Origin of the sequence: Mariniflexile gromovii, assembly GCF_017814435.1 — a bacterium.
GTDB lineage: Bacteria > Bacteroidota > Bacteroidia > Flavobacteriales > Flavobacteriaceae > Mariniflexile > Mariniflexile gromovii.
This window is the reverse complement of sequence record NZ_JAGJCB010000012.1, coordinates 77,336-102,558: the sequence shown is the minus strand read 5'-3', so window position 1 is coordinate 102,558 and position 25,223 is coordinate 77,336. Positions and strand designations below refer to the sequence as shown.

Below are 25,223 nucleotides of genomic sequence, written 5' to 3'. Positions count from 1 at the left end.
ACCTGCTAGGTTTTAGAAACCTTGTAGGTTTAACAAAACACACCAAGATTATTAAAACCTTGCAGAATTACTAAATTATGATAAGAACCATTTTTATTCTATTCTTTTTTATCTGCGGAATTTCTTTTTCCCAAAATTTGGAAGAAGCTATTTACACCGCTACCGAAACATTTATTAGCAATAAAAATGACGCTTCGTTAAAACTGTTAACCCAGCAGGAAGTAACTTTTAAAAACCATGTAAAATCTAAAGATGAGCAATTGGCACTCGTTTTTTTACAATGCCATAAGGGATATTATTTAGATGAACATTCAAGATTAAAAGAAGCCATTTCCACTTATGAAGATGCTTTAAAACGTTTCAACAACAACGAGCTTTCCAAACTTTCCGATTTTGATATTATTGAAAGTTGCCTAAAACCTTTGGGCAATTTGTATACCAAAACGGGCGATTACACCAATGCCGTTAGCACCATAAACCAATACATTTTTTTAGCTGAAAAAAGCAAGAACACCAAGCACAAAATAAGTGGTGCCATTAATCTGGCAAAGCTGTACCAAACTATTGGCAAACATGAAACGGTTTTAAAAATTGTTGACGATGCTCTTAAAGTTTCAAACAATAACACCAATCAAAAAACATTATTACAAAGTATCAAAGCTTCTAGCTTAATCGCTTTAAATAATTTTGAGGCAGCTTCTATTTTAAATAATACAGCTTCAAAATTCGAAAATTTCAAAACCAATTATATCATAGAATTTCAAAAAGGTGATTATCAAAAAGCTTTAATTTCATTTGAAAAAGCAAAAGGTCATATTCAAAATGCTAATTTAAGCACTAGGGACTTAGCAAAGTTTTATGTTGAAGAAGCACAACTTCAATTTCTTCTTCAAAACAAAAACGAAGCTTTAAAAAGTTTGCAAAAAGCAATCAAATTATTAGTGCCAAATCTTGAAGGTAACAGTTTGCCAAACAAAACCGATTTATATGCTGAAAACACCTTTATTGATATTTTCGATTTGCAGGCAACTATGGAAACCAATTCAAAAAAAGCGTTGGATTGTTATAATTTAAGTTTTTATGTTTCCGGATTACTACAAGAAAACTGGACTTCACAAGAAAACAAAACCAGAAACCAATCGGATAATAGAATAAGAAGTGAAAAGTGTATTGATATTCTTTTTTACAACTATCAAAAAACCAAGAACAAAGCGTTGTTGTTTGAAGCATTTCAATATTCTGAAAACAATAAAGCCTCTGTTTTAAAATCCATAAATCAGAAAAAAAAGCGTTTACAACAATATCCAAATGACAGTTTGTTGGTTAAAGAATTTAGCTTAATAAAAGCCCAAGAACGTTATACCAACTTACTTATAAAAGAACAACTTGGTAACAATCAGGCATACAAAGTGAATGTTTTGAGCGAAAAATTAATTTCAATTAGCCTTCAGTTAAAAGCTTTAAAACCAAACATTGAAAAGAAATATCCTGAAAATAAAAACGTATATACTTTAGAAGCTATTCAGAAAAAATTAAGCAAAGACAAAGCGGTTTTAGTGGAGTATTTCTATGGAAAAAATAACGTTTATCAATTTGTTATTTCTGAAAAAGTCATGCATGTTGAAAGCTTCGAATTAACCGATGAGACCAAGCAAAACATCATCAGTTTTATTCATTTATTTGATGATGCGTCTATTATTAATAATGATATTGGTAACTATACAAATAGAGCGTTTAATATTTTCAACGTATTGAAACTAAACACGACTTTAGCCTATCAAAATGTGATAATTATTCCAGATGGCCTGTTGAATTTCATACCTTTTGAAGCGCTTTTATCATCTAAAACCAGCAACACATCGTTCGAAAAAATGCCTTTTTTAATTAAAAGCCAAACCATTGCTTACAATTCTAGTGCCCAGTTTTATCTATCAGAAAGTGTTAACAATAAAAATAATGGTTTACTCGGTTTTTTTCCAGTGTTTGAAAATAGCAACCAAAAGCTTACGTATTCTATAAATGAAGCCCATGCTGTTGAAGAAGAAATGCCTTCTAAGATTTTTATGAGTACCGAAGCTTCAAAAGAAAGCTTTATAAAAAATGCTGCAAAGTATGCTATTTTGCATTTGTCAACCCATGCCAGTGGTGGCGATTTTATAACACCTGCAAACCTATCGTTTTACAACGAGACCATGTATTTAAATGAATTGTATAGTTTAGATATAAACCCCAATTTAGTTGTTTTAAGTGCTTGTGAAACAGGTGTTGGTAAACTTTATAAAGGTGAAGGCGCTATGAGTATTGCACGAGGGTTTCAATACGCTGGTGCCGAAAATTTACTTTTCACTTTGTGGCAAATAAACGATTTATCTACTTCACAGATTATGCAATCGTTTTATAAGAACTATAGTGATACAGAATCGGCATTTTTTGCAAATCATCAATCAAAAATGAATTATTTAGAAAATGAAACCATTAGCAATGCAAAAAAATCACCTTATTATTGGAGCTCCTTTGTATATTATGGCAAACTTGAACCCGTAAAACCAAATTTCACTTTATTTTATGTATTTTTTGGCATAGCAATAGCTTTGATTGTGTTATTTTTAGTTCTGAAATATAGAAAGCATGACAGAAACACTTCAAGAATTTCTTCTTAATAAAGGCTACATTCGTGTAAAATTAAGATGGACCAAAACCAATCATTTCGAAATAAAAGCCACTTTAAATGGTGTAAAGGGCCGTTTTATTTTAGATACTGGTGCATCAAACTCCTGTGTGGGTTTTGAAGCTGTAGATAATTTTAATCTAAAGGTAAAAGATTCTAACATTATGGCTGCTGGTGCTGGTGCTATTAATATGGAAACGAAAATGTCCAACAAGAACAAGTTTAAAATTGGCAAATGGGAAACTAATAAAGTTGTTTTGGTACTTTTTAATCTTACGCATGTGAATACAGCTTTAATAAATCATAAATCTAAACCCGTTGATGGTATTATTGGTGCCGATATTTTAAAAAAATCGAACGCTGTTATAGATTATGAGACGAAATACTTATACTTAAAACTTTAATATTTCTTATATTTATCCTTTAAATTAATAGCATTTAACTCCCTAAAGTTAATGAGTACTTCTATCGTCATTGCCGATGACCATCCGCTGATGTTGCGTGGTCTCACCGATTTTTTAACTTCCAAAGGTTTTAACATTGTTGGAAGTGCCGCAGATGGCAATACCGCTTACAACCTTATTGTAAAATTAAAACCAGAAATTGCTATTCTTGATATAAGAATGCCTCATAAAACAGGTTTAGAAATTGCTGAAGCTTGCAAAAAAAACGACTTACCAACTAAAGTTATCCTTATAACTTTTGATAAAGAGGAAGACGTTTATGATCAAGCTATAGATTTTGGTGTGTATGGATATATTTTAAAAGAGTTTGCTATTGAAGAAATTGAGATTTGCATCAGCCATGTTATAAAAAATGAACGCTATTTTAGCGAAGAAATAGCCTCCTATTTGAATCATAACACACACAGCAAGCCTAATGAATTAGAGAAACTTACTAAATCTGAGTTAAAAATAGTAAAACTTATTTCTGAAAATAAAACCAGTTCAGGAATTGCTGAAGAACTTTCCATTTCGGTTCGAACGGTAGATAAACATCGAAGTAATATTGTAAATAAGTTAGGTTTAGATAACAAACCAACATCACTTTCTATCTGGGCTAACCTAAATAAACAACATTTTTAAAAAATACGTATAAGTGCGTATTTTTTTTATGGTTAATATCGCTTATCTTTACAGTGCTATTAATTAGTTCTTAGGGAGAATTATAGGAAGGCTTCAGATGTAATGTTTGAAGCCTTCTGAATTTTATAACCATAGCTAAACTAAATATACGTATAAGTGCGTATTTTTTTTAATTTCCTTATAACTTATCTTTACCATGCTATTAATCAATAATTGAAGGTTATATATAATACAGAGCATCTGCAATTTATAGTGCAGATGCTCTATTAAATGTGTTGAGAATCCAAAAAAAAAAAAATAAACTATGGAAAAAGATAATAGTTATCTGGATAAATATTTTATGATTGGATTAATTACATTAGTTATAATTGTAATTGGAATAAACATCATCTATTGCTTAACCTAACTTTTTAAATGGAAAAAGGGCTAACATACAAACTATGTTAGCCCTTTTTTTATAGATAAACTTCTTGCTATTAAAGCTCTAAAGCTTTTCTAACATCGTTATTCATTAATAACTCGGTAGGGTTTTCTAAAGCTTCTTTTACAGCTACTAAAAACCCAACACTTTCTTTACCATCAATAATTCTGTGATCATATGAAAGTGCCACATACATTATAGGGCGAATTTCAACCTTGCCATTAATGGCTACTGGTCTTTCAACAATATTATGCATCCCTAAAATACCACTTTGAGGTGGGTTGATAATTGGGGTAGATAACATACTGCCAAATACACCTCCATTGGTAATGGTGAATGTACCTCCTGTCATTTCATCAACCGTAATTTGACCATCTCTTGCACGAAGCGCTAAACGTTTTACTTCAGATTCAACACCTCTAAAGCTAAGGTTTTCAGCATTTCTAATTACAGGAACCATTAAACCCTTTGGTCCTGAAACAGCAATACTTATATCGCAGAAATCATATGAAATCATTTCTCTACCATCCATCATGGAATTTACGGCAGGATACATTTTTAATGCTCTAACAACTGCAAGTGTAAAGAAACTCATGAAGCCTAAACCTACATTATGTTTCGATTTAAAAGACTCTTTATGTTCATCGCGCAAAGCGAAAATTGGCGACATATCTACTTCGTTAAAAGTAGTTAACATAGCTGTTGTGTTTTTAACTTCCACCAAACGCTCTGCCACTTTACGACGTAGCATAGACAATTTAGTAGTTGAGCTACCACGATTTCCACCAGTTGGGGTTCCCATAGAAGGCACCGCACTTACAGCATCTTCTTTAGTTACACGTCCATCTTTTCCTGTTCCAGAAATTGACGAAGCCTCCATACCTTTTTCAGCCAAAATCTTTTTAGCAGCAGGACTTGCTGTTCCTGTAGCATAGGTTTTAGTTTCTGCTACAGCTGGTTTTGGTGCTTCAGCTTTTGGTGCTTCTTCTTTCTTTTCTGCTTTTGGTGCTTCAGCTGCTCCTTCAGGTTTTGCTGCACTGGTGTCAATTAAACATACCACTGCGCCTACTGCTACCGCATCACCTTCTTCAGCTTTAAGCGTGATAATTCCACTTGCTTCCGCTGGAAGTTCTAAGGTTGCTTTATCACTATCAACTTCTGCAATAGCTTGATCTTTTTCAACATAATCGCCATCTTGAACTAACCAAGTTGCTATTTCAACCTCTTTTATAGACTCGCCTGGTGAAGGCACTTTCATTTCTAAAATCATTGTTTTGTTTTTATGTTTTTACGAGTTTTTCAACTCAACTTATATGTTATACGATATCAAATACTTGGTCAATAACTCTTTGTTGTCTTTTCTTGTCCCTGGTGCTAGAACCTGGTGCTGGTACGGAACTGTATGGTCTTGAATTCACTTCTAATTTAACAAAATCCAATCGTTGTACTACATGGCTCCAAGCCCCCATGTTTTTAGGTTCTTCTTGAGCCCAAACATAATTTTTCACATTTGGGTACTTAGCTATTATTTGCTTAATTTTTTCTTCATGAAGTGGGAACAATTGCTCAATTCTAACCAGAGCAACACTGCTATTTTCTAATTTTTCGCGTTGCGCCAATAAATCATAATAGAATTTACCTGTACAGAACACTAATTTAGTTACTTTTTCCGGATTTAAAGTATCGTCAATTACTTCTTGGAATTCGCCTGTTGCTAATTCGTTTAAAGAGGATACTGCTTTTGGATGACGTAATAAACTTTTTGGAGTGAAAACAATTAAAGGTTTTCTAAAATCGCGTTTCATTTGGCGACGTAATAAGTGGAAAAAGTTTGCAGGCGTGGTACAATCGGCAACAATCATATTATCATCTGAGCATAATTGTAAATAACGTTCCATTCTTGCAGATGAATGCTCTGAACCTTGTCCTTCATACCCATGAGGCAACAATACCACGATACCATTTTGAGCTTTCCATTTATCTTCAGCAGCCGATAAATACTGGTCAAAAATAATTTGTGCCCCATTACTAAAATCACCAAACTGTGCTTCCCAAATGGTTAATGTATTTGGGTTTGCCATAGCATAACCATAATCAAAACCAAGTACCCCATATTCAGATAAAAAGGAGTTGAAAATATCCATTTTGCCCTTATTATTTGGGTTTATGTTTAATAAATTAATACGATCTTCTGAAATTTCATCGCGTAAAATAGCATGACGGTGGCTAAAGGTACCACGTTCTACATCTTGCCCAGATATACGAATGTTGAAACCTTCTTCTAGTAAACTTCCGTAAGCTAAAGTTTCTGCCATACCCCAATCTAAAGTATCGGTTTCAAAAACCATGGAAGCTCTGCCTTCCAAAATTCTTTCTGCTTTACGCACAAATTTAACACCTTCTGGAACTGTAGAAACCACTTTGGCAATACCTTCTAAATTACTTTTTGGGTACTTCGTGTTTTCACTTTGAAGCATATCTTCAAGTCCTTTACGACTGAAACCGTTCCAACGCTCTATCATAAATTCTCTAACTTTAGAGGATTTTTCGTCTTTGGATTTTTCGTATGCTGTTTCTAAAACATTTTTAAATTCCTCGGTAATACCGTCGGCGTAAGCTTGATCTATTGTTTTTTCAGCAATTAATTTGTCTGAATATATTTTATAAGGATTATCGTGCTTCGCTATTTGTTTGTATAGCTTTGGTTGGGTAAAACGAGGTTCATCACCTTCATTATGCCCGTATTTTCTATAACCTAATAAATCGATATAAACATCTTTTTTATAACGCATTCTATAGGCTAAAGCCAATTCAACAGCATGAACAACTGCCTCGGCATCATCAGCGTTTACGTGCAATACTGGAGACAATGTTACTTTAGCAACATCGGTACAATAAGTACTGGAACGAGCATCTAAATAGTTGGTTGTAAACCCTATTTGGTTATTAACCACAATATGAAGCGTACCTCCGGTTTTGTAACCGTTAAGTTGGCTCATTTGTGCTACCTCATACACAATACCTTGACCTGCAATAGCAGCATCTCCATGTATGATGATTGGTAAAATTTTAGAGTCATCGCCATTATAGTCGGTATCAATTTTAGCACGTGTAATACCTTCTGCAACAGAAGCAACCGTTTCTAAATGTGAAGGGTTTGGCACTAAGTTCATCTTGATGGTTTTCCCGTTTTGGTAGGTTTTATCTAAAGTTAAACCTAAGTGGTATTTCACATCACCATCAAAATCCAATTCTTCAAAATCTTTACCATCAAATTCACTAAAAAGTTCGTGAACTGGTTTTCTAAATATATTAACCAAAGTGCTTAAACGACCACGGTGAGCCATTCCTAATACACACTCTTTTACACCATATTTTTCACTAGAAATGTATAAGGTATTGCTAAGCGCTGGGATAAGTGATTCGCCTCCTTCTAATGAAAATCGTTTTTGTCCAACATATTTGGTTTGTAAAAAATTCTCAAAAGTAACGGCTTGATTTAATTTAGAAAGGATATATTTTTTGGTTTCCTTATCAAAATTAGGCTGGTTATCATTAACGTTTAATTGACTTTGCCACCAACCAATAACTTCTGGGTTGCGCAAATACATATATTCAACCCCAATAGAGCTGCAATAAATTTTATTTAAGTGAACTAAAATTTCTCGCAGCGTTTGAGGTCCAATGCCTAAAACTTCGCCTGCATTAAAAACAGTATCTAAATCGTTTGAGCTAAGTCCGAAATTTTCAATAGCCAAAGTTGGCTCATAGGTTCTGCGTTCTCGAACAGGATTTGTTTTTGTAAACAAATGCCCACGCATTCTATAGCCATCAATAAGTTTCACTACTTGAAACTCTTTTTGTAATGATTCTGGCATTTGTGTTGATGCAACTTCAATAACGTCAGGTTGTAATCCGCTTTCTTCGCTACCAAAATCGTAGCCTTGAAAAAAAGCTCTCCAACTTGGTTCTACAGAATCTGGACTATGTAAATACTGGTCATATAAATCGGCAAAATACGAAGTATGTGCTGCGTTTAAAAAGGAAAATTTATCCATTATATTTTGTAATACACTTATTTAAATCAAATTTCCAGCAAAAATACAACTTTTACTAAAATTAGATGTTTCTTTTGTTATATTTATAATTCAATAACGAACGTAATATTAATAAATTAAATTTTTGTGTTAATTTTTTAAAGATTTCCAATTATATGAATAGATTTTATTTAATCATTAAAATTTATGCACTGTTTTTTTTCATAATTCTTAGTTCTGTAGGTACTTTGAACGCGCAAGAAAGCAACAATAATTTCTGGAATTCAGTACGTTTTGGCGGTGGCATTGGTTTAAGTTTTGGCGATGGGTTTTTTAGCGGCACCTTAGCACCAAGCGCCATATACGAATTTAACAACCAAGTGGCTTTGGGCTTTGGTTTAAATGGTACTTACAACAAACAAAAAGACTTTTACAAATCGACAATTTTAGGAGGTAGTCTTATTGGATTATTCAGCCCTATTAATGAAATACAACTTTCAGCCGAATTTGAAGAACTTCATGTTAATAGAAAATATGACAGTTATCTAAATTTAGAAAACGACACTTATTGGTCGCCCGCCTTATTTATAGGTGCCGGTTATAGGAACGGTAATGTTACTATTGGCATAAGGTACGACCTTTTGTATGATAAAAACAAAAGCATTTATGCCGATGCTTGGGCACCTTTTGTGAGGTTTTATTTTTAAATCTGCTGATTTTTTTATTCATTTTAAGTCTGTAAACAACAGAGATTCTTTTCATTTCATGACTTTTGTCATATTTCACACATTTCTTATTTGTTAATTTTGATTCCATAAAGAAGATAGTTTTATCTTTTTTAAAAAACTAACTATAAGATTTTTAGAAATGAAACATTCCCATTTATTATTTGTATTTTCAATAGCTAGTATGCTATTCTTAACATCATGTTTCGATAATAAAGAAACTGTTTACGATAACGCAGCCGATATTCCCGTAAACAGGGAAATGATCGCAGAATTGACATCGCCACCTCATGTGCCAACACCTGTAGGAAAACGAAAAGCCAAAAAATTGATTGTGAAAATGGAAATTCTTGAAAAAGAAGGCGAAATGACCGATGGTGTTAAATACGTATACTGGACTTTTGGAGGCACAGTACCCGGTAGTTTTATAAGAACGCGAGTGGGTGATGAGGTTGAATTTCATTTACAAAACCATCCAAACAACAAACTTCCGCATAACATTGATTTGCATGCTGTAACAGGCCCTGGTGGTGGAGCCGAATCATCTTTTGTAGCACCCGGACACGAAAAAACATTTTCGTTTAAAACTTTAAACCCTGGTTTGTACGTGTACCATTGTGCCACAGCTCCCGTAGGAATGCACATTGCCAATGGAATGTACGGACTCATTTTAGTGGAGCCTGAAGGTGGGTTGCCTATAGTTGATAAAGAATATTACATCATGCAAGGCGACTTTTATACAAAAGGCGCTAATGGAGAACGTGGTTTACAACCTTTTGATATGCAAAAAGCAGTGGATGAAAAGGCTGATTATGTAGTGTTTAACGGAAAAGTAGGGTCGTTAACAGGCGATAATGCCATAACTGCTAAAGTTGGAGAAACCGTAAGATTGTTTGTTGGTAATGGTGGCCCAGGATTGGTATCGTCTTTCCATGTAATTGGTGAGATTTTTGATAAAGTTCATATAGAAGGTGGCGATTTAATCAATAAAAACGTGCAAACCACTCTGATTCCTGCTGGTGGTGCTGCCATGATAGAATTTAAAGTAGATGTACCCGGAACATTTATTTTAGTAGACCACTCTATTTTTAGAGCTTTCAATAAAGGCGCTTTAGGGATGCTAAAAGTAGAAGGTCAAAAAGACAAAAAAATATATTCAGGAGAACTACGTGATGATATTTATTTACCTGAAGGCCCGGGTATCCAATCGATGCCAACAACGGGTGAAATTGTAGCTTCAGAAGTTCCTGCAAAATCGTTTGAAGAACAAATCGAATTTGGTAAACAAGCCTACATGCAAACCTGTTTTGCTTGTCACCAAGCCGAAGGACAGGGCGTGCCTAATGCATTTCCACCTCTAGCAAAATCAGATTATTTAAATGCCGATGTGGATAGAGCTATTGGTGTTGTTCTACATGGTTTAACAGGGGAAATTACTGTGAATGGTCAAAAATACAATAGTGTCATGACACGTCAAATGCTGTCTCCAGATGAAATTGCAAATGTATTGACTTACGTGTACAACAGTTGGGGTAACTCTAAAAAAGTGGTTACCAAAGCTATGGTTGAGAAAGTGAAAAACAGAAAATAATTAAGAGTAAAAATGAAAACCAAAGCCTTCAGACTATTCATCACCTTGTTAGTGTTTCAGACATTCCTTTTTGCCCAGTCTGCAGGTATGGTTTTCATAAAAGGGAGTCGTTATATACCACTTTATGGGCGCGATTCAACCGTGGTTGAAGTAAAAGATTTTGAAATAGATATATATCCTATAACAAATGCTGAGTATGAAAATTTTGTAAAAAAACATCCAAAATGGCAAAAATCAAAAGTCATAAAATTATTTGCAGATACCAGTTATTTATCTAATTGGAAAAATGATTTAGAACTTAAAGCTTCTGAAAAACCAAACAGTCCTGTTACCTATATTTCTTGGTTTGCCGCTAAAGATTATTGCGAATGCCAAGGCAAACGTTTACCAACGGTTGATGAGTGGGAATATGTTGCAATGGCAGATGAAACCACGAAAGATGCACGTAAAAAATCATCATATAACAAACAAATTTTGGCTTGGTATGAGGCTCCTAGATCTAATGAAAATACTATTGGAGAACATCCAAAAAATGCTTGGGGCGTTCACGATTTGCACGGCTTGGTTTGGGAATGGACTTTAGATTTTAATTCTGTTTTAATTACTGGCGAATCTAGAAAAGATGTAGACAAAGACAGTAATTTATTCTGTGGAAGTGCCGCCGTAAATGCTACCGATTTAATGAATTATGCCGCTTTTATGCGATACGCCATTCGAGGTAGCCTTAAAGCAAAATACTCAATGAAAAACTTAGGGTTTCGCTGTGCCAAAGACATTAATTTAAAATAAAACCATGCAACATTTGAAATATATTGTATTCGCATTCATAACCGTTTTAGCATTTCAAAGTTGTAAAACTGATAAAAAATCAAACGATGGAACTGTTGAAGTTTATCAGTGTCCTATGGAATGTGAAGGTAACAAAACTTATAACGAGGCAGGGAGTTGTCCTATTTGCCATATGGATTTAAAAGCTGTTGAAACAAGCTCTAAATTGGTTAATGACGATGCTATTTCAGAAGAATCCGTCTTCAATTTAACATCTCATTGGAATATGGAAGAAGGCAAAACCATTCAGCTTAAAGAGTTAAAAGGAAAAACTTTGGTCATGGTCATGATTTACACATCATGCAAAGCAGCATGCCCGCGTTTAGTGGCCGATATGCGAAATATTGAAGCTCAAATTCCTGCTGAAAAAGTAAAAAACATTCAATTTGTTATGGTTAGCATCGACCCAGAAACCGATACACCAGAGAAACTAAAAGCTTTCGCTAAAGAAAATGCTATGGATGGTGACCAATGGACCTTTTTACAAGGTTCGGTAAGCGGTGTTCGTGAATTTGCGAATGTGTTATCAGTAAAATACAAAGAAATTTCACCTATTGATTTTTCCCATTCCAACATCATTTCAGTATTTAATGCACAAGGCGAATTAGTTCATCAACAAGAAGGTTTGGGCGTTGATAATAAAGAAACTATTGAAAGCATTATAAAAGTAACCCCTTAAAGAAGAGTGACTATTTCCCGAATTCATCATCAAGCTTATCTATAAAATTAGCTTCTTGGTGAATTTTTTCTATTAATTCCAGTTGAGGTTCGGTCGCTATTTTTTGAATTTCCGGAAACAGAACACGTTCTTCATACCGAATGTGTTGTTCTAAAACTTCTTCAATTTTACTTAAAGCATTTTTTATATCTTCATCTAAAAACAATTTTTTTAAACGTTTGTGATCTGATAAAGCACTTTTAACCAAGTCATTATCTGCTTTCAAAATAGAAAAAACGTATTGTTCTTCCAATTCAAAATGAGGTATTAAATGGGTTTTGAAAAACCAATCGGCATATACTTTCATGCGTTCAGGCTCTACATTTTTGCTAAAGCCAGCTCTAATTTTCCAAGACAATAATAATCCGTGGTGATGTTCTCTACTTAAAGGTTGTAAAGCTTTGTGGCGCTTCAATGGTTTTTGCGACATGATTTTTAGTTTTTAAAATAATTAAAATGAAGCATCCTATGCCAAGTGGTAATAGGATACTGCTTAGGAATAGGATGAGATAATAATTGGGCATCAACCCTTGTCCGAAATAAAATAAAACACCTTGAATAGCCAGAATTACCTCGGTTAATATAAATCCCAAAACAAAAGAAGTCATTCCAAAAGTGAGTAATTTGGTTTGCTTTATTAAATCGGTTTGCAATAAGAATGCAAATAAAAATCCAGAGATAACACCCAACATGGTTAAATGAATGAAGCCTATTATAAAATTTCTGTTTTGAAAAACCATAGTTGAAACCTCTGGAAATAATGAGGCAGATTGTAAAACAATTTTTAAAACAAAACACAGTAAGGCAAAACCATACATAAGTTTTACAATACTTGATTGGTTTTTTATCAATACACCAAATGCAGGTTTAACAAGTTTATAAAAGTAAAATAGAGCCCCAACTTGCAGTAAAACACCAAAACCATTAATCCATAACAAAGAATTATGAGGTGCAAACCAATGGACAGGCCATGCAAAAGTGAATACCGTTGAAACAATTAAGAGCTTATAGAATGGTTGAAATTGTTCTGAATCCTTAAGTTTTAATTTATGAAATAAAACAGCTACAACGGCTATTAAAAACCAACCATTAAACTGAAAATGTAAAAAGAATTGAATGGCTATTTGGTAAAATGCTGAAGATTGCCCAACAGTTGCAACGGCAGGACCCAAACACCAAACACCTACTGTAGAAAGCAACATAAACACCAACGATGCTTTTAGCAAATAACTAGTTACAACCGATTCGGTTTTATGATATTTAAAAATTAAATATGCAAAATAATAACTGCAAAAAATATGCAAGGTTGAAAACGTAATAGAAACCACCGCATACCCTTGAAACGGAAAGCTAAATAGCATACCAAAAACCGCAAACTGTGTAACCCAAAATAGTTTATTATAGACAGGTTTTTTCTCTGGAACAAAATAATGAACCATAAGTGTAAATAGCATTAAATATACCCAACCCAACATAGCAACATGCGAATGGGCATGGGTTAAAAACCTAAAATCCAAACCCATAGGTTGCACAAAAAAATAACGCAATGCCAAGCCTAAAACTGCCGCTATAAAAAAGTTAAATAAGCATATTAAAACATGTTTTTTAGACATTGGTAAATTGGTTTTTATTAAAATACCCTTAAAAATATAAATTCCAGAAAATGCAAAAGCAATCTTCCAGAATTTATTCACGAACTATTAGGGGTTTAAAATTTGCTATTAATTAAATTGTTGTTCTAATTTTATTGCTTCAAGGAATAAAATATTGTTTTCCAAATGAATGTGTAAATGCAAATCTTTTTCAAACTCATCCAACATAGCGAAGGTTACTTTATAAGTATTGCAGGCATCGGCAGGAGGATTGTAATCATTTGTTAACTCAGCTATTTGTCTAAAGCGTTCACCTTCTGTATCATGTTCATGCATCATCATGGCAATAGGGTTTTCAACCGTTCCAAATTGTGGCGATTGGATGCCACCTGCTTCCAATTTTGCTTTCACCATTCTTTTTACAAAAGGGAAAAGAATCAATTCTTCTTTTTTCATATGGCTTGCCAATTCTCCGGCCGATGCACTAAAAAGTTCATTGATTTTAAATAATTCGGGATGGCGCTCTCCATGAACTTTGCATAATTTATCTAAAAACTGGCGTAAAACAGGAATTTTTTCTTCTACATAACGGTGGTGTTTTTTCTCAATATATTCAGCCAATAAATCTAATGGCCAGGATTTATAATCTATAGATTGATCTGTTTTAGAGTTTAAAACTGCCTCCAGTTCTTCTAACACGGTGTTACTGTCAATGCCTTTTTTTTCACAAGCTTCTTCAATAGATCTGTTTCCGTTGCAACAGAAATCTATTTTATATTTTGCGAATACTGCCGCAGTTCTAAAATCGTCTGCAACATACTGTCCAATTTGTTTTTGTTGTACTTTTTGAATTGTTTCCATAATGATTTTTTATTTCGGATAATTTTATCCTATTTATATTCAAATTTTTTTAAGCCTTTAAAAATGAAGCTCCAGATTTTATATTAAGTGCTAATTCTTCTAAGCTTGTGTTTTCTAACATGTATTTTAATTCGTCCCTAACCCCTTTAAACTTATCGTGTACAGGGCATGGGTGGTTTTCATCACATTTTTCCAAACCTAAACCACAACCGTTGTATATGCTATCGCCATCAATAGCCTTTACAATTTGTGCGAGTTTAATATGTTTAATTTCGTTTTTACTTACCTCAAAACCACCATAAGCGCCTTTAACGGATTCTATAATGTTATGTCTTACTAAAGCTTGTAGAATTTTGGCAGTAAAGGCTTGTGGTGAATTAATTTCCTCAGCTATTTCTTTAGGGCTCACACGCTTTCCTTCATACGAATTTATTGCTATGAAAATGCACGCTTTAATACCATACTCACAAGCTTTTGAAAACATATTAATTCTAAATTTTATACAAATGTATGGAAAATAATTTAATTAGGACAAAAATATCTTAATTAAATTATTTGTACTTATTTCTAAACCACACCTTTTGCCATTCGCGTTTTAAAATTAAAAACGAAACATCTTCAGAGAGTTTAAGCAAATCTTCACCATTTAAAGCTTTAACCTCTTTTTCTGAAACATCTACAATATAAAGTAGGTTTAAATAATCGGTAAATTTTTCTTGAATAAGCTTATAAACCGTTTCGTGAAGCATCAGTTTAAGGCTTGATGGCAATACATCTTCATGAAAATCCAAATTGATATTTGCCAACAAAAAATCTTTATTAAGCTGAAGTACTAATTTTTGGTACAAACTTAATTGATTGGCATTTTCAATTAAATCTTCAAAAGTTTTGGGTAATTGCATTATACATTTCTATTCATAAGGTTAATACCAAAGGCTTTTAAAACAGCTTTTTTGTCCTCAGAAATTGACATGGTTTCTAAAACACTAAAAGCTTTGTTTGTAAAATATTCAATAGCCTTTTTTGTAGCTTCAGCTGAACCACTCTCAATAAAAATAGCTTTTACATTTTCAATTTTTTTTTCGTTTTCTTCAATCGTTTCACTAAACAAATCTAAAAGTTTCAGCTTGTTTTTTTCTTCTGAAAACTCTAATGCTTTAATATATAAATAGGTTTTTTTGTTTTCAATAATATCGCCACCTACTTGTTTACCAAAGGTTTTTGGGTCGCCAAAGGCATCTAAATAATCGTCTTGTAATTGAAACGCAATACCTAAATTTTTACCAAATTCATATATATTATCCTGATCTTGTGCTGAAGAGTTCGCAACAATAGCCCCCATTTTCATAGCGGCACCAACCAGAACAGCTGTTTTATATTCAATCATTTTTAAATATTCTGAAACTGAAACGTCATTTCGTGTTTCAAAATCAACATCGTATTGTTGCCCTTCGCAAACCTCTAAGGCTGTTTTGCTAAATAATTTAGCCAGCGCTTGAAAGGTGTTTGGTTCATAATTTTCAAACAATTGATACGCCATAATTAACATGGCATCGCCCGAAAGAATCCCCGTATTGATGTTCCACTTTTCATGTACCGTTTGGTGTCCGCGACGCAAAGGTGCATCATCCATAATATCATCATGTACCAACGAGAAATTATGAAATACTTCAATACTTAAAGCAGCATCCAGCGCTTTTGTGTACTCCACATTAAAAATTTCAGCAGTCATTAAAGTCAACACAGGTCTTAAGCGTTTACCACCTAATTGTAAAATATAATTTATGGGATTATAAAGTGAAACTGGTTCTCGTTGTGTTGTGAACCCATTTAAAAATGAGGTGAATTCGTCTTGATAAAATTGTACATGTTGCATGAAACAAAAATAATGTAAATGCGTCTACTAATGCAACTACTTTATTTCACAATATTAATAAATCGTTAAAACTATGGAAACTTTTTTTGTTTTTAAAGTTTCCTGTTGTACATTTGCCCCGAATTATGAAACATCCATAACTAAAAATGAGATACTTAAATGAATGGTTGTATGGATGCAACATGTGACAGAGGAAAAAATGGATAGGACCCCATGAAAGAAGATATTTTAAAAACAGCAGCCGATTTATTCTTAACCTACGGGTTTAAGAGTGTGACGATGGACGATATTGCCAATGCACTTGGCATGTCAAAAAAAACGATTTATCAATATTTTGAGAACAAAAACGTACTGGTAAAAGGGACTACCTTATACATGTTTGATTTAATTTCAAAAGGTATTGAAGAAATTATTGAACAAGAAAACAATCCTATTGAGGAAGTTTATGAAATAAAACGTTTTTTGATGATACATCTGAAAGATGAAAAATCGTCACCACAATACCAGCTTCAAAAATATTACCCAAAAATATTTGAATCGTTAAAGTCGAAACAGTCATGTGTTATGGAAGAATGCGTTACTAGTAATTTAGGCCGTGGTATAAAACTAGGATTATACAGAGACACTATAAGTGTTGAATTTATTTCTAAAATATATTTCAATTGTATGATGGCTTTAAAGGACAAAGAACTTTTTCCATTAAACAATTTTTCTATGAACGATTTAATGAACCATTATTTAGAATATCACATAAGAGGCATTTGCACCCCTAATGGCCTTGAACATTTAACCCAATATTTAAACAACAATCAATCATAAAATATGAAACAAAAACTAATACTTTTACTTAGTTTATTACTTTCAATAAGTATGTTTTCTCAAGAAAACACACAAAGTTTTTCGTTACAGGAAGCCATAAACTACGCACTTCAAAACAATAGAACTGCAAAAAATGCGACACGAGATATTGAAGCGGCAAAGCATCAAAAATGGGAAACCACATCAACGGGTTTGCCCCAAATTTCTGCTGAAGTTGGCTATCAAAACTGGTTAAAACAACAAGTCTCTTTAATTCCTGCCGAATTTTTTGGTGGTAACCCTGGTGAATTTGCCGAAGTTACCTTTGGTACAAAACAAAGTGCCACCGCAACAGCAACCTTAACTCAAAAACTATTTGATGGCTCTTATCTAGTAGGTTTACAATCGGCTAAAGTGTTTTTAGAAATATCAAAAAATGCTAAAGTTAAAACCGATTTAGAGGTAAGAAAAGCTGTGATTAACGCCTACGGAAACGTGCTGTTGGCAGAAGAAAGTTTTGCTATTATTGAAAAAAACAAAGCAATTCTTGAAAAAAATCTAAACGATTTGTCAAAAATGTTTGAAAATGGTTTGGAAGAAGAAGAAAGCGTGGAGCAACTTCAAATAACATTGTCAGGTGTAAACAGTTCATTAAATAATACCACCCGATTAAAAACGTTGGCGTACCAAATGCTAAACATCACTTTAGGTTTGCATGTTTATAATAAAACGGTATTAACTGATAGTCTTGAAAGTTTAACGGTTCAAAATATATCTTTAGATCTGGTTGATTCCGATTTAAATTTAGATAACTCCATCGATTTTCAAATTGCCGAAAACGACAAACGAGCTAAAGAGCTACTTCTTAAACTTGAAAAAAGTAAAGCTTTACCAACCTTAAATGCTTTTATAAATGGAGGTTACAGCGCCTATGGCGATAATTTCGAGTTTACTAATAAAGACCAAAAATGGTTTGGTTCATCACTATTTGGAGTAAACTTGAACATCCCAATTTTTAGCTCTTTAGGGAGAAGTGCTGCTACACAGCGTGCCCAAATAAATTTAGAAAAGGCAAAAGATGATTTAATTGAAACCGAACAAAAACTTCAACTTCAAACCGCAGCAGCAAAAAGCGATTATCAATTTGCCATTGAAGATTACGATAACAAAAAGCAAAACTTAAATCTTGCAGAACGCATCGAACAAAAAAACCAAACCAAGTTTTTTGAAGGTATTGCTTCTAGTTTCGATTTAAGACAAGCACAAACCCAATTATACACGGCTCAACAAGAGTTTTTACAAGCCATGCTGGATGTGATAAACAAAAAAGCAGAATTGGAAACGATACTGAATTCAATCAATAACTAATCAACATAAAAAACACTAAAAAATGAAACATATATATTCTTTATTAATCGTAACTGTCCTTTTAGTCTCTTGTGGTGGCGAAAAGAAAAAAAACTCAGTTGAAAAGGTTTTAGAAAGCAACAACTTAGAAACCATTCGTGCCAAACGTGCCGAATTAGTTAATGAGCAAGAAGCTATTCATGCTAAAATAAAACAACTGGATGAAGCAATTACAAAAATTGACACTGTAAAACACATACCTTTAATTACCACTTTTACTGCAAAACAAGAAGTTTTTAATCACGTATTGGAAATTCAAGGAAATGTAACTACTAAAAACTTATTAGTGATTACGCCAGAATTCAATGGTATTTTAACCAATGTTTATGTGAAAGAAGGACAAAAAGTAAGCAAAGGGCAATTGCTTGCAAAAATTGATGATGGTGGATTAAGCCAACAATTAGCGCAATTAGAAATTCAAACTGAATTAGCAAAAACGACTTTTGAACGTCAAAAACGTCTTTGGGATCAACGTATTGGAAGTGAAATTCAATTTTTACAGGCAAAATCAACTTATGAAGCCCAAAGCAGATCTGTAAAACAATTACAACAACAAATAGCCAAAACCAATGTAAGAGCACCATTTTCTGGAACTATTGATGATGTTATTACGGAACAAGGTAGTGTGGTAGCCGCTGGTCAATCGCCATTAATGCGTATTGTAAACCTTGACGATATGTATATAGAAACCGATGTGCCCGAAAGTTATATTGCAGATGTAACAAAAGGAAAAAATGTAACAGTAGAATTTCCTGTATTGGGAAAATCAATCGATACTAAAGTGCGTCAAGCGGGCGATGTTATAAACCCAGACAACAGAACCTTTAAAGTAGAAGTAGCTGTGCCAAATAAAGAAAGAGCTATAAAGCCAAACTTAACTGCAAAACTTAAAATTAACGATTATACCAATGAAAAAGCTTTATTGGTTCCTCAAAGTATCATCTCAGAAAATGCCAATGGTGAACAATATATTTATGTTGTAAAAAACAAAAATGAAAATAATGAAGGTGTTGCCAATAGAATTATAATAAAAACAGGCAAAACCCAAGGAGATGTTATTGAAGTTTTAGAAGGCATAGAAAACAATGCCGAAATTGTTCATGAGGGTGCACGGAGTGTTAAAGATGGTCAAACCGTTAAAGTAATTAAATACTAAACCAAATACTAATGACTAAAGAAAAAAAGAAAAAACAGGTCGATAAAGAATTTGGTTTATCATCGTGGGCAATCGACAATAAAACCACCATGTATGTACTTATTGCGGTTATTTTTTATTTAGGTGCTTCTGCTTTTTTCAGCATGCCTAGAGAAAATTTTCCCGAAGTAAACGAAACCAAAATTTATGTAAGTTCTGTATTTCCTGGTAATACAGCAGAAGATATAGAAAAACTTATTGTAGATCCGCTTGAGGACAAGTTAAAAACGGTGAGTAATGTTGTTGAAATCACCTCAACATCGCAAGAAGATTATGGTATGTTGGTTGTTGAATTTGACGAAAACATAACCGTAGAACAAGCCAAACAAAAGGTGAAAGATGAAATAGACACTGAAACTTCTGGTGAAGATTGGCCAACCTTTAATGGTGCCAAAGTTGAGCCAGATGTGTTCGAGCTTAGTCTTTCAGAAGAAATGCCTATCCTAAATATTAATATTTCAGGCGATTATCCTATCGAAAAATTAAAGGAATTTGGCGAATATCTTCAAGATGAAATTGAAGATTTACAGGAAATTAAAAAAGTTGACATTCGTGGCGCCCAAGAAAAAGAGGTTGAGGTAGCGGTAGATATTTACAAAATGATGGCTGCCAAAGTTACTTTTAGTGATGTTATTAACGCCATAAACGGTGGTAACGTTACCATGTCTGCCGGAAATTTAATAGCTAGTGGGCAACGTCGTACCATTCGTATTTTAGGTGAAATAGATAGTCCTTCAGAATTGGAAAACTTTGTTGTGAAATCTGAACACGGACATGCCATTTACCTTAAAGATGTTGCAGTTGTTTCATTTAAGGAAGAAGACAAAACAACGTATGCTAGAGAATTTGGAGAACCTGTTGTAATGCTCGACGTTAAAAAACGTGCTGGAAAAAACATGGTTGCTGCCGCAGAGCAAATTCAGGTTATTGTTAAAGATGCTATTGAAAACGTGTTTCCTCAAGATTTAAAAGTTACTATTTCCAACGATCAATCGTCTGTAACCATTGGTCAGGTAGATGATTTAGTAAACAATATCATATTCGGGGTTATTCTGGTAGTTACCGTTTTAATGTTCTTCTTAGGATTTAAAAATGCCATTTTCGTGGGGTTTGCAATACCAATGTCCATGTTCATGTCTCTTATGATTTTAGAGATGCTGGGGCAAAGCTTAAATACCATGGTGCTTTTTGGGTTAATTATGGGGCTTGGTATGTTGGTAGATAATGGTATTGTGGTGGTTGAAAATGTGTATCGCCTTATGGATGAAGAAGGTATGAGCCGTATGGAAGCTGCAAAAATGGGTATTAGTGAAATTGCATTTCCTATTATTATTTCAACAGCAACAACGGTAGCAGCATTTATCCCATTAGGTTTATGGCCAGGTATTATGGGGGAATTTATGATGATTTTACCCATCACACTATCTGTAGTTTTAGGCTCTTCGTTATTTGTTGCTATTTTCTTTAACTCAGTATTAGTGTCCCAATTCATGAATACTGAAGACAAAGACATGCCGTTAAATAAAATTATAAGAAACACCAGTATCATGGCCGTTATAGGTATTTTGGTGTTCATTTTTGGTGGCGAGTATAGAGCCTTAGGTACCATTATGGTATTCACTGCTATTATGCTTTGGGTTTACCGATTGTTTTTACGTAAATGGGCTAATAATTTCCAAGAAAACACCTTGGTGAAATTAGAAAATTGGTACGAACGCCAATTACGTCGTGCCCTTTCTGGCAGAAAACCATATATATTAAGTATTGGAACTTTTATTTTATTAATACTTTCTTTTATAGCCTTTGGAGCTTCTTTAGCAACACAACGTACCAAAGTAGAATTCTTCCCAGACAATAAACCGAATCAAATTATTGTATATATAGAATATCCACAAGGAACAGCCATTGAAAAAACCAATGCCATTACCAAAGAAATTGAAAAACGTGTTTATAAGGTAATCAACAATAGTCAATATATGGATGGAGGAACCAACTTTATGGTTGAAAGTGCTGTATCGCAAGTTGGCGAAGGCGCTGGAAATCCACAAACTGATGGTGGTTCTTCAGCAGAAATGCCTCATAAAGCTAAAATTACAGCTTCGATGCGCGAGTATAAATACCGTCGTGGAGAAGACAGTGAGGTGTTGCGCCAAAAAGTGCAAGAAGATTTAGTAGGTATTTATCCTGGGGTTTTAATTTCGGTTGAAAAAGATGCTGCTGGTCCACCTGCGGGTTCACCTATTAATATAGAAATAGAAGGTGATGATTACAATGAATTAATCGCAACTGCCGAAAGCATGCGCGAATTTATCAATGGTAAAAACATTCCCGGAATTGATGAGCTTAAAATTGATGTAAATAAAGACAAACCCTCCATGCAGGTAGTAGTTGATAGAGAAAAAGCAGGTGAATTAGGTATTAGTGCATCACAAGTTGGGCAGCAATTGCGAAATTCTATCTTTGGTTCAAAAGCTGGGATTTATAAAGAAGATGGCGAGGATTATGATATTTATGTCCGCTTCAATGAAGAAAACCGCTATAATACCAGTGCAATATTCAACCAGAATATAACTTTTAGAAACAATGAAGGGCAACTTAAGGAAATTCCAATTTCCGCGGTTGCTAAACACGAAAATAACTCGGGCTTTAGTGCTATTAAACATAAAGACACAAAACGTGTAGTTACTGTATATTCGGCGTTATCCCCTGGGTTTATTGATGCTGGGGCAATCATTGCCCAAATTCAAAATGAAATGAAAAGCTTTGAAGGATTGCCAAACAACATTAAAGTAGATTACACAGGCCAAATCGAAGAACAAACAAAACAACAAAACTTTTTAAATGGTGCATTTTTAACCGGTCTTGGATTGATTTTCTTCATTTTAATATTCCAATTCAATTCCATTTCAAAACCGGCAATTATCATGTTAGCAATTTTCTTGAGTTTTATTGGTGTTTTTGGTGGTATTGTAATTACTGGAAGTTCTTTTGTTATCATGATGACCATGGTGGGTATTATTTCACTCGCAGGAATTGTGGTAAATAATGGCGTGGTACTACTCGATTATGCCCAACTTTTAATTGATAGAAAGAAAAATAATTTAGATTTGGATGAAAGCGAATTTCTAGAAAAAGAAGATTTATTTGAAAGTATTGTGAAAGCTGGAAAAGCACGTTTACGGCCTGTATTATTAACCGCTATTACAACCATACTTGGTTTAGTGCCATTAGCTATTGGTTTGAACATTAATTTTTTCACCTTGTTTAAAGATTTTGATGCTAATATTTATATGGGAGGAGACAATGTGGTTTTCTGGGGTCCATTAGCTTGGACCGTTATTTACGGATTGCTAATAGCCACTTTCTTAACCTTAATCGTGGTTCCCATATTATTTTACCTAACCATGCAATTAAAAATGTGGATACGCAGCAAAACAACATCTGAAACCACTGGCCCAGAGCTAGAAATTATAGAGTAGTAAATAATCGTTTAAAACAAATAAAGCCTTAACATGAGTTAAGGCTTTTATATTTAACAAGAAATAATTACCTTGATTAAAAGTTATGAGCATAAACCTAATATATATTTTTAAAACCATAGTACTATTACTAGTATTAAATTCTTGCAAAGAGTCTAAAATTCCTTTGGTAAAAAACCAACATGGCTCCAGAGGTTTAATTACAGAAAAGGCTATGGTGGTATCTGCACGGATTGAAGCTTCTAATATAGGTGCTGAAATACTTAAAAATGGGGGTAATGCATTTGATGCCATGGTTGCTACCGAGTTGGCTTTGGCTGTTGTTTATCCATATGCAGGCAATTTAGGCGGAGGTGGTTTTATGGTTTACAGAATGGAAAATGGAGATGTTGGCAGTTTAGATTATAGAGAAAAAGCCCCAATAGCCGCAACCAAAAACATGTATCTTGATAAAGATGGCCATATCATTCCCGGTAAAAGTACACTTGGTGGCTTATCTATAGGCGTACCAGGAACCATTGCTGGAATGTTTGAAGTTTATGAAAAATTTGGACTACTACCCATAGAGGATTTGTTAAACCCTGTTATCGAATTAGCTACTAAAGGTTATGTGGTTACAGAAAAACAAGAAGAAAGAATAGCGGGATACCAAACCTTTTTTAGGCAGGTAAATAAAGATTCTATTTTATATGAAAAAAACTGGAAAAAGAGAGACACCATTAAAAACCTTCAGCTAGCAAACACCTTAAAACGTATTTTATTAAATGGAAAAGATGAGTTTTACAAAGGTGAAACAGCTAATGTTTTAGTAAAATTTCTACAAGACAATGGAAGTATAATAACAAAAGAAGACCTTATTAAGTACAAACCAATTTGGAGAACTCCCATTACCTTTAATTATAAAGACTTAAAAATTATTTCAATGCCACCTCCATCAAGCGGAGGTATTAGCTTAGCGCAGATTTTAAAAATGATTGAACCCTATAATTTAAATAATTTTGAGCACAATTCTGTAAAAATGATTCAAGTTGTAACAGAAGCCGAAAGACGTGCGTATGCAGATAGAAATTATTTTTTAGGCGACCCAGATTTTATAGAAATTCCTATTAAAACTTTAATAAGTAGTGCTTATTTAAAGAACCGAATGAAAGATTTTTCGTTTTATAAAGCAACGCCTTCAAGCACTGTAAGCCACGGCAATATTGAAATTGTTGAAAGTGATGAAACCACACACTATTCCATAATAGATTCTTATGGAAATGCCATTTCAGCTACAACAACCTTAAATGGCGCATATGGATCAAAACTATATTGTTCTGAACTCGGTTTTTTCTTAAATAATGAAATGGACGATTTTAGCAGTAAAGTGGGAGCGCCAAATATGTTTGGGTTAATAGGCTCGGAAGCAAATAGCATTGCTCCAGAAAAACGTATGTTAAGTTCTATGACCCCTACCATTATTGAAAAAGACGGAAAACTATTTATGTCAGTAGGTACACCTGGCGGTTCTACTATCATAACGTCTGTTTTACAAACAATATTAAACGTTTATGAGTTTAACATGACCATGCAAGAAGCTGTAAACGCTCCCAGGTTTCATCACCAGTGGTTACCTGATGAAATTAGAATGGAGCCCAAGTCATTTGATGAAGACACCATAAAAAAACTTAAAGCATTGGGGTATTTTATAAATGAAAAAGATGCTCCGGTTATTGGTAAAGTAGATGGTATTCTTATTTTAGATAATGGCCATCTAGAAGGCGGTGCAGATTATAGAGGCGATGATTCGGCTGTTGGATTTTAATTCTAAAAATAAAAAAACGAGGCTGCCTGAAAAGTGTTTTGTGTCTACATTGTCAGGTTGAGCTTGTCGAAACCGATATTGATTAACAGTAATTAAAATATTTCGACAGGCTCAATATGACATTGAGTTACACTTTTC

The 25,223-nt window shown here is 33.7% G+C and carries 20 protein-coding genes; 12 read left to right on the top strand and 8 right to left on the bottom strand.

Annotation, left to right across the window (positions count from 1 at the left end):
- Window positions 1-77 precede the first annotated feature (77 nt).
- The 3 genes from J8H85_RS12695 to J8H85_RS12685 are packed head-to-tail and all read left to right on the top strand — an operon-like array spanning window position 78 to window position 3,753.
- A complete protein-coding gene (locus tag J8H85_RS12695; RefSeq protein ID WP_209655579.1) occupies window positions 78-2,660 on the top strand; it encodes a CHAT domain-containing protein in 2,583 nt (860 codons plus the stop codon).
- The gene (locus tag J8H85_RS12690; RefSeq protein ID WP_209655578.1) at window positions 2,629-3,072 is read left to right on the top strand and encodes a retropepsin-like aspartic protease family protein; all 444 of its coding nucleotides are present in this window, start codon (window positions 2,629-2,631) and stop codon (window positions 3,070-3,072) included. Before J8H85_RS12695 ends, J8H85_RS12690 begins: the two co-directional genes overlap by 32 nt.
- A 51-nt stretch (window positions 3,073-3,123) precedes the next feature.
- Window positions 3,124-3,753: a response regulator gene (locus J8H85_RS12685; protein WP_209655577.1), complete on the top strand. Its 630-nt coding sequence runs from the start codon at window positions 3,124-3,126 to the stop codon at window positions 3,751-3,753.
- A gap of 476 nt (window positions 3,754-4,229) precedes the next feature.
- Here the strand turns inward: J8H85_RS12685 and odhB are convergent, their stop codons facing one another.
- Window positions 4,230-5,444: a 2-oxoglutarate dehydrogenase complex dihydrolipoyllysine-residue succinyltransferase gene (gene odhB, locus J8H85_RS12680; protein ID WP_209655576.1), complete on the bottom strand. Its 1,215-nt coding sequence runs from the start codon at window positions 5,442-5,444 to the stop codon at window positions 4,230-4,232.
- A gap of 46 nt (window positions 5,445-5,490) precedes the next feature.
- A complete protein-coding gene (locus tag J8H85_RS12675; RefSeq protein ID WP_209655575.1) occupies window positions 5,491-8,232 on the bottom strand; it encodes a 2-oxoglutarate dehydrogenase E1 component in 2,742 nt (913 codons plus the stop codon).
- Between the two features lie 155 nt (window positions 8,233-8,387).
- Between J8H85_RS12675 and J8H85_RS12670 the strand changes: the two genes are divergently transcribed.
- The 4 genes from J8H85_RS12670 (at window position 8,388) to J8H85_RS12655 (ending at window position 12,034) form a co-directional block, all read left to right on the top strand.
- The gene (locus J8H85_RS12670; protein ID WP_209655574.1) at window positions 8,388-8,918 is read left to right on the top strand and encodes an alpha-ketoglutarate decarboxylase; all 531 of its coding nucleotides are present in this window, start codon (window positions 8,388-8,390) and stop codon (window positions 8,916-8,918) included.
- A gap of 160 nt (window positions 8,919-9,078) precedes the next feature.
- Window positions 9,079-10,527 carry a copper-containing nitrite reductase gene (nirK, locus tag J8H85_RS12665; protein ID WP_209655573.1) on the top strand — a complete coding sequence of 483 codons (1,449 nt, stop codon included), beginning with the start codon at window positions 9,079-9,081 and terminating at the stop codon, window positions 10,525-10,527.
- Between the two features lie 12 nt (window positions 10,528-10,539).
- Complete coding sequence (locus J8H85_RS12660) at window positions 10,540-11,316, top strand: formylglycine-generating enzyme family protein (RefSeq protein ID WP_209655572.1); 777 nt, start codon at window positions 10,540-10,542, stop codon at window positions 11,314-11,316.
- A 4-nt stretch (window positions 11,317-11,320) separates the two neighbouring features.
- Window positions 11,321-12,034 carry an SCO family protein gene (locus J8H85_RS12655; RefSeq protein ID WP_209655571.1) on the top strand — a complete coding sequence of 238 codons (714 nt, stop codon included), beginning with the start codon at window positions 11,321-11,323 and terminating at the stop codon, window positions 12,032-12,034.
- 10 nt (window positions 12,035-12,044) lie between these two features.
- Here the strand turns inward: J8H85_RS12655 and J8H85_RS12650 are convergent, their stop codons facing one another.
- The 6 genes from J8H85_RS12650 to J8H85_RS12625 form a co-directional block, all read right to left on the bottom strand.
- Window positions 12,045-12,503: a hemerythrin domain-containing protein gene (locus J8H85_RS12650; protein ID WP_209655570.1), complete on the bottom strand. Its 459-nt coding sequence runs from the start codon at window positions 12,501-12,503 to the stop codon at window positions 12,045-12,047.
- Complete coding sequence (locus J8H85_RS12645; protein WP_317195004.1) at window positions 12,454-13,767, bottom strand: hypothetical protein; 1,314 nt, start codon at window positions 13,765-13,767, stop codon at window positions 12,454-12,456. Before J8H85_RS12645 ends, J8H85_RS12650 begins: the two co-directional genes overlap by 50 nt.
- 27 nt (window positions 13,768-13,794) lie before the next feature.
- The gene (gene ric, locus J8H85_RS12640; protein ID WP_209655569.1) at window positions 13,795-14,526 is read right to left on the bottom strand and encodes an iron-sulfur cluster repair di-iron protein; all 732 of its coding nucleotides are present in this window, start codon (window positions 14,524-14,526) and stop codon (window positions 13,795-13,797) included.
- 49 nt (window positions 14,527-14,575) lie between these two features.
- Window positions 14,576-15,010 (bottom strand): RrF2 family transcriptional regulator, encoded by a 435-nt coding sequence (locus J8H85_RS12635; RefSeq protein WP_209655568.1) that lies wholly within the window; start codon window positions 15,008-15,010, stop codon window positions 14,576-14,578.
- Between the two features lie 67 nt (window positions 15,011-15,077).
- Window positions 15,078-15,428, bottom strand: coding sequence for a hypothetical protein (locus J8H85_RS12630; RefSeq protein ID WP_209655567.1), 351 nt, complete (start codon window positions 15,426-15,428; stop codon window positions 15,078-15,080).
- On the bottom strand, window positions 15,428-16,402 hold the full coding sequence (locus J8H85_RS12625) for a polyprenyl synthetase family protein (RefSeq protein ID WP_209655566.1): 975 nt from the start codon (window positions 16,400-16,402) through the stop codon (window positions 15,428-15,430). The genes J8H85_RS12630 and J8H85_RS12625 overlap by 1 nt, the downstream gene beginning before the upstream one ends.
- Window positions 16,403-16,615: 213 nt before the next feature.
- Between J8H85_RS12625 and J8H85_RS12620 the strand changes: the two genes are divergently transcribed.
- The 5 genes from J8H85_RS12620 to ggt all read left to right on the top strand — a co-directional run bounded on the left by J8H85_RS12620 (window position 16,616) and on the right by ggt (window position 25,085).
- The gene (locus tag J8H85_RS12620) at window positions 16,616-17,221 is read left to right on the top strand and encodes a TetR/AcrR family transcriptional regulator (RefSeq protein ID WP_209655565.1); all 606 of its coding nucleotides are present in this window, start codon (window positions 16,616-16,618) and stop codon (window positions 17,219-17,221) included.
- A gap of 3 nt (window positions 17,222-17,224) precedes the next feature.
- Window positions 17,225-18,568 (top strand): TolC family protein, encoded by a 1,344-nt coding sequence (locus tag J8H85_RS12615; RefSeq protein ID WP_209655564.1) that lies wholly within the window; start codon window positions 17,225-17,227, stop codon window positions 18,566-18,568.
- Window positions 18,569-18,590: 22 nt separating this feature from the next.
- Window positions 18,591-19,763: an efflux RND transporter periplasmic adaptor subunit gene (locus J8H85_RS12610; RefSeq protein ID WP_209655563.1), complete on the top strand. Its 1,173-nt coding sequence runs from the start codon at window positions 18,591-18,593 to the stop codon at window positions 19,761-19,763.
- 11 nt (window positions 19,764-19,774) lie between these two features.
- On the top strand, window positions 19,775-23,281 hold the full coding sequence (locus J8H85_RS12605) for an efflux RND transporter permease subunit (RefSeq protein WP_209655562.1): 3,507 nt from the start codon (window positions 19,775-19,777) through the stop codon (window positions 23,279-23,281).
- Between the two features lie 85 nt (window positions 23,282-23,366).
- Window positions 23,367-25,085 carry a gamma-glutamyltransferase gene (gene ggt, locus J8H85_RS12600; RefSeq protein WP_209655561.1) on the top strand — a complete coding sequence of 573 codons (1,719 nt, stop codon included), beginning with the start codon at window positions 23,367-23,369 and terminating at the stop codon, window positions 25,083-25,085.
- Window positions 25,086-25,223 lie beyond the last annotated feature (138 nt).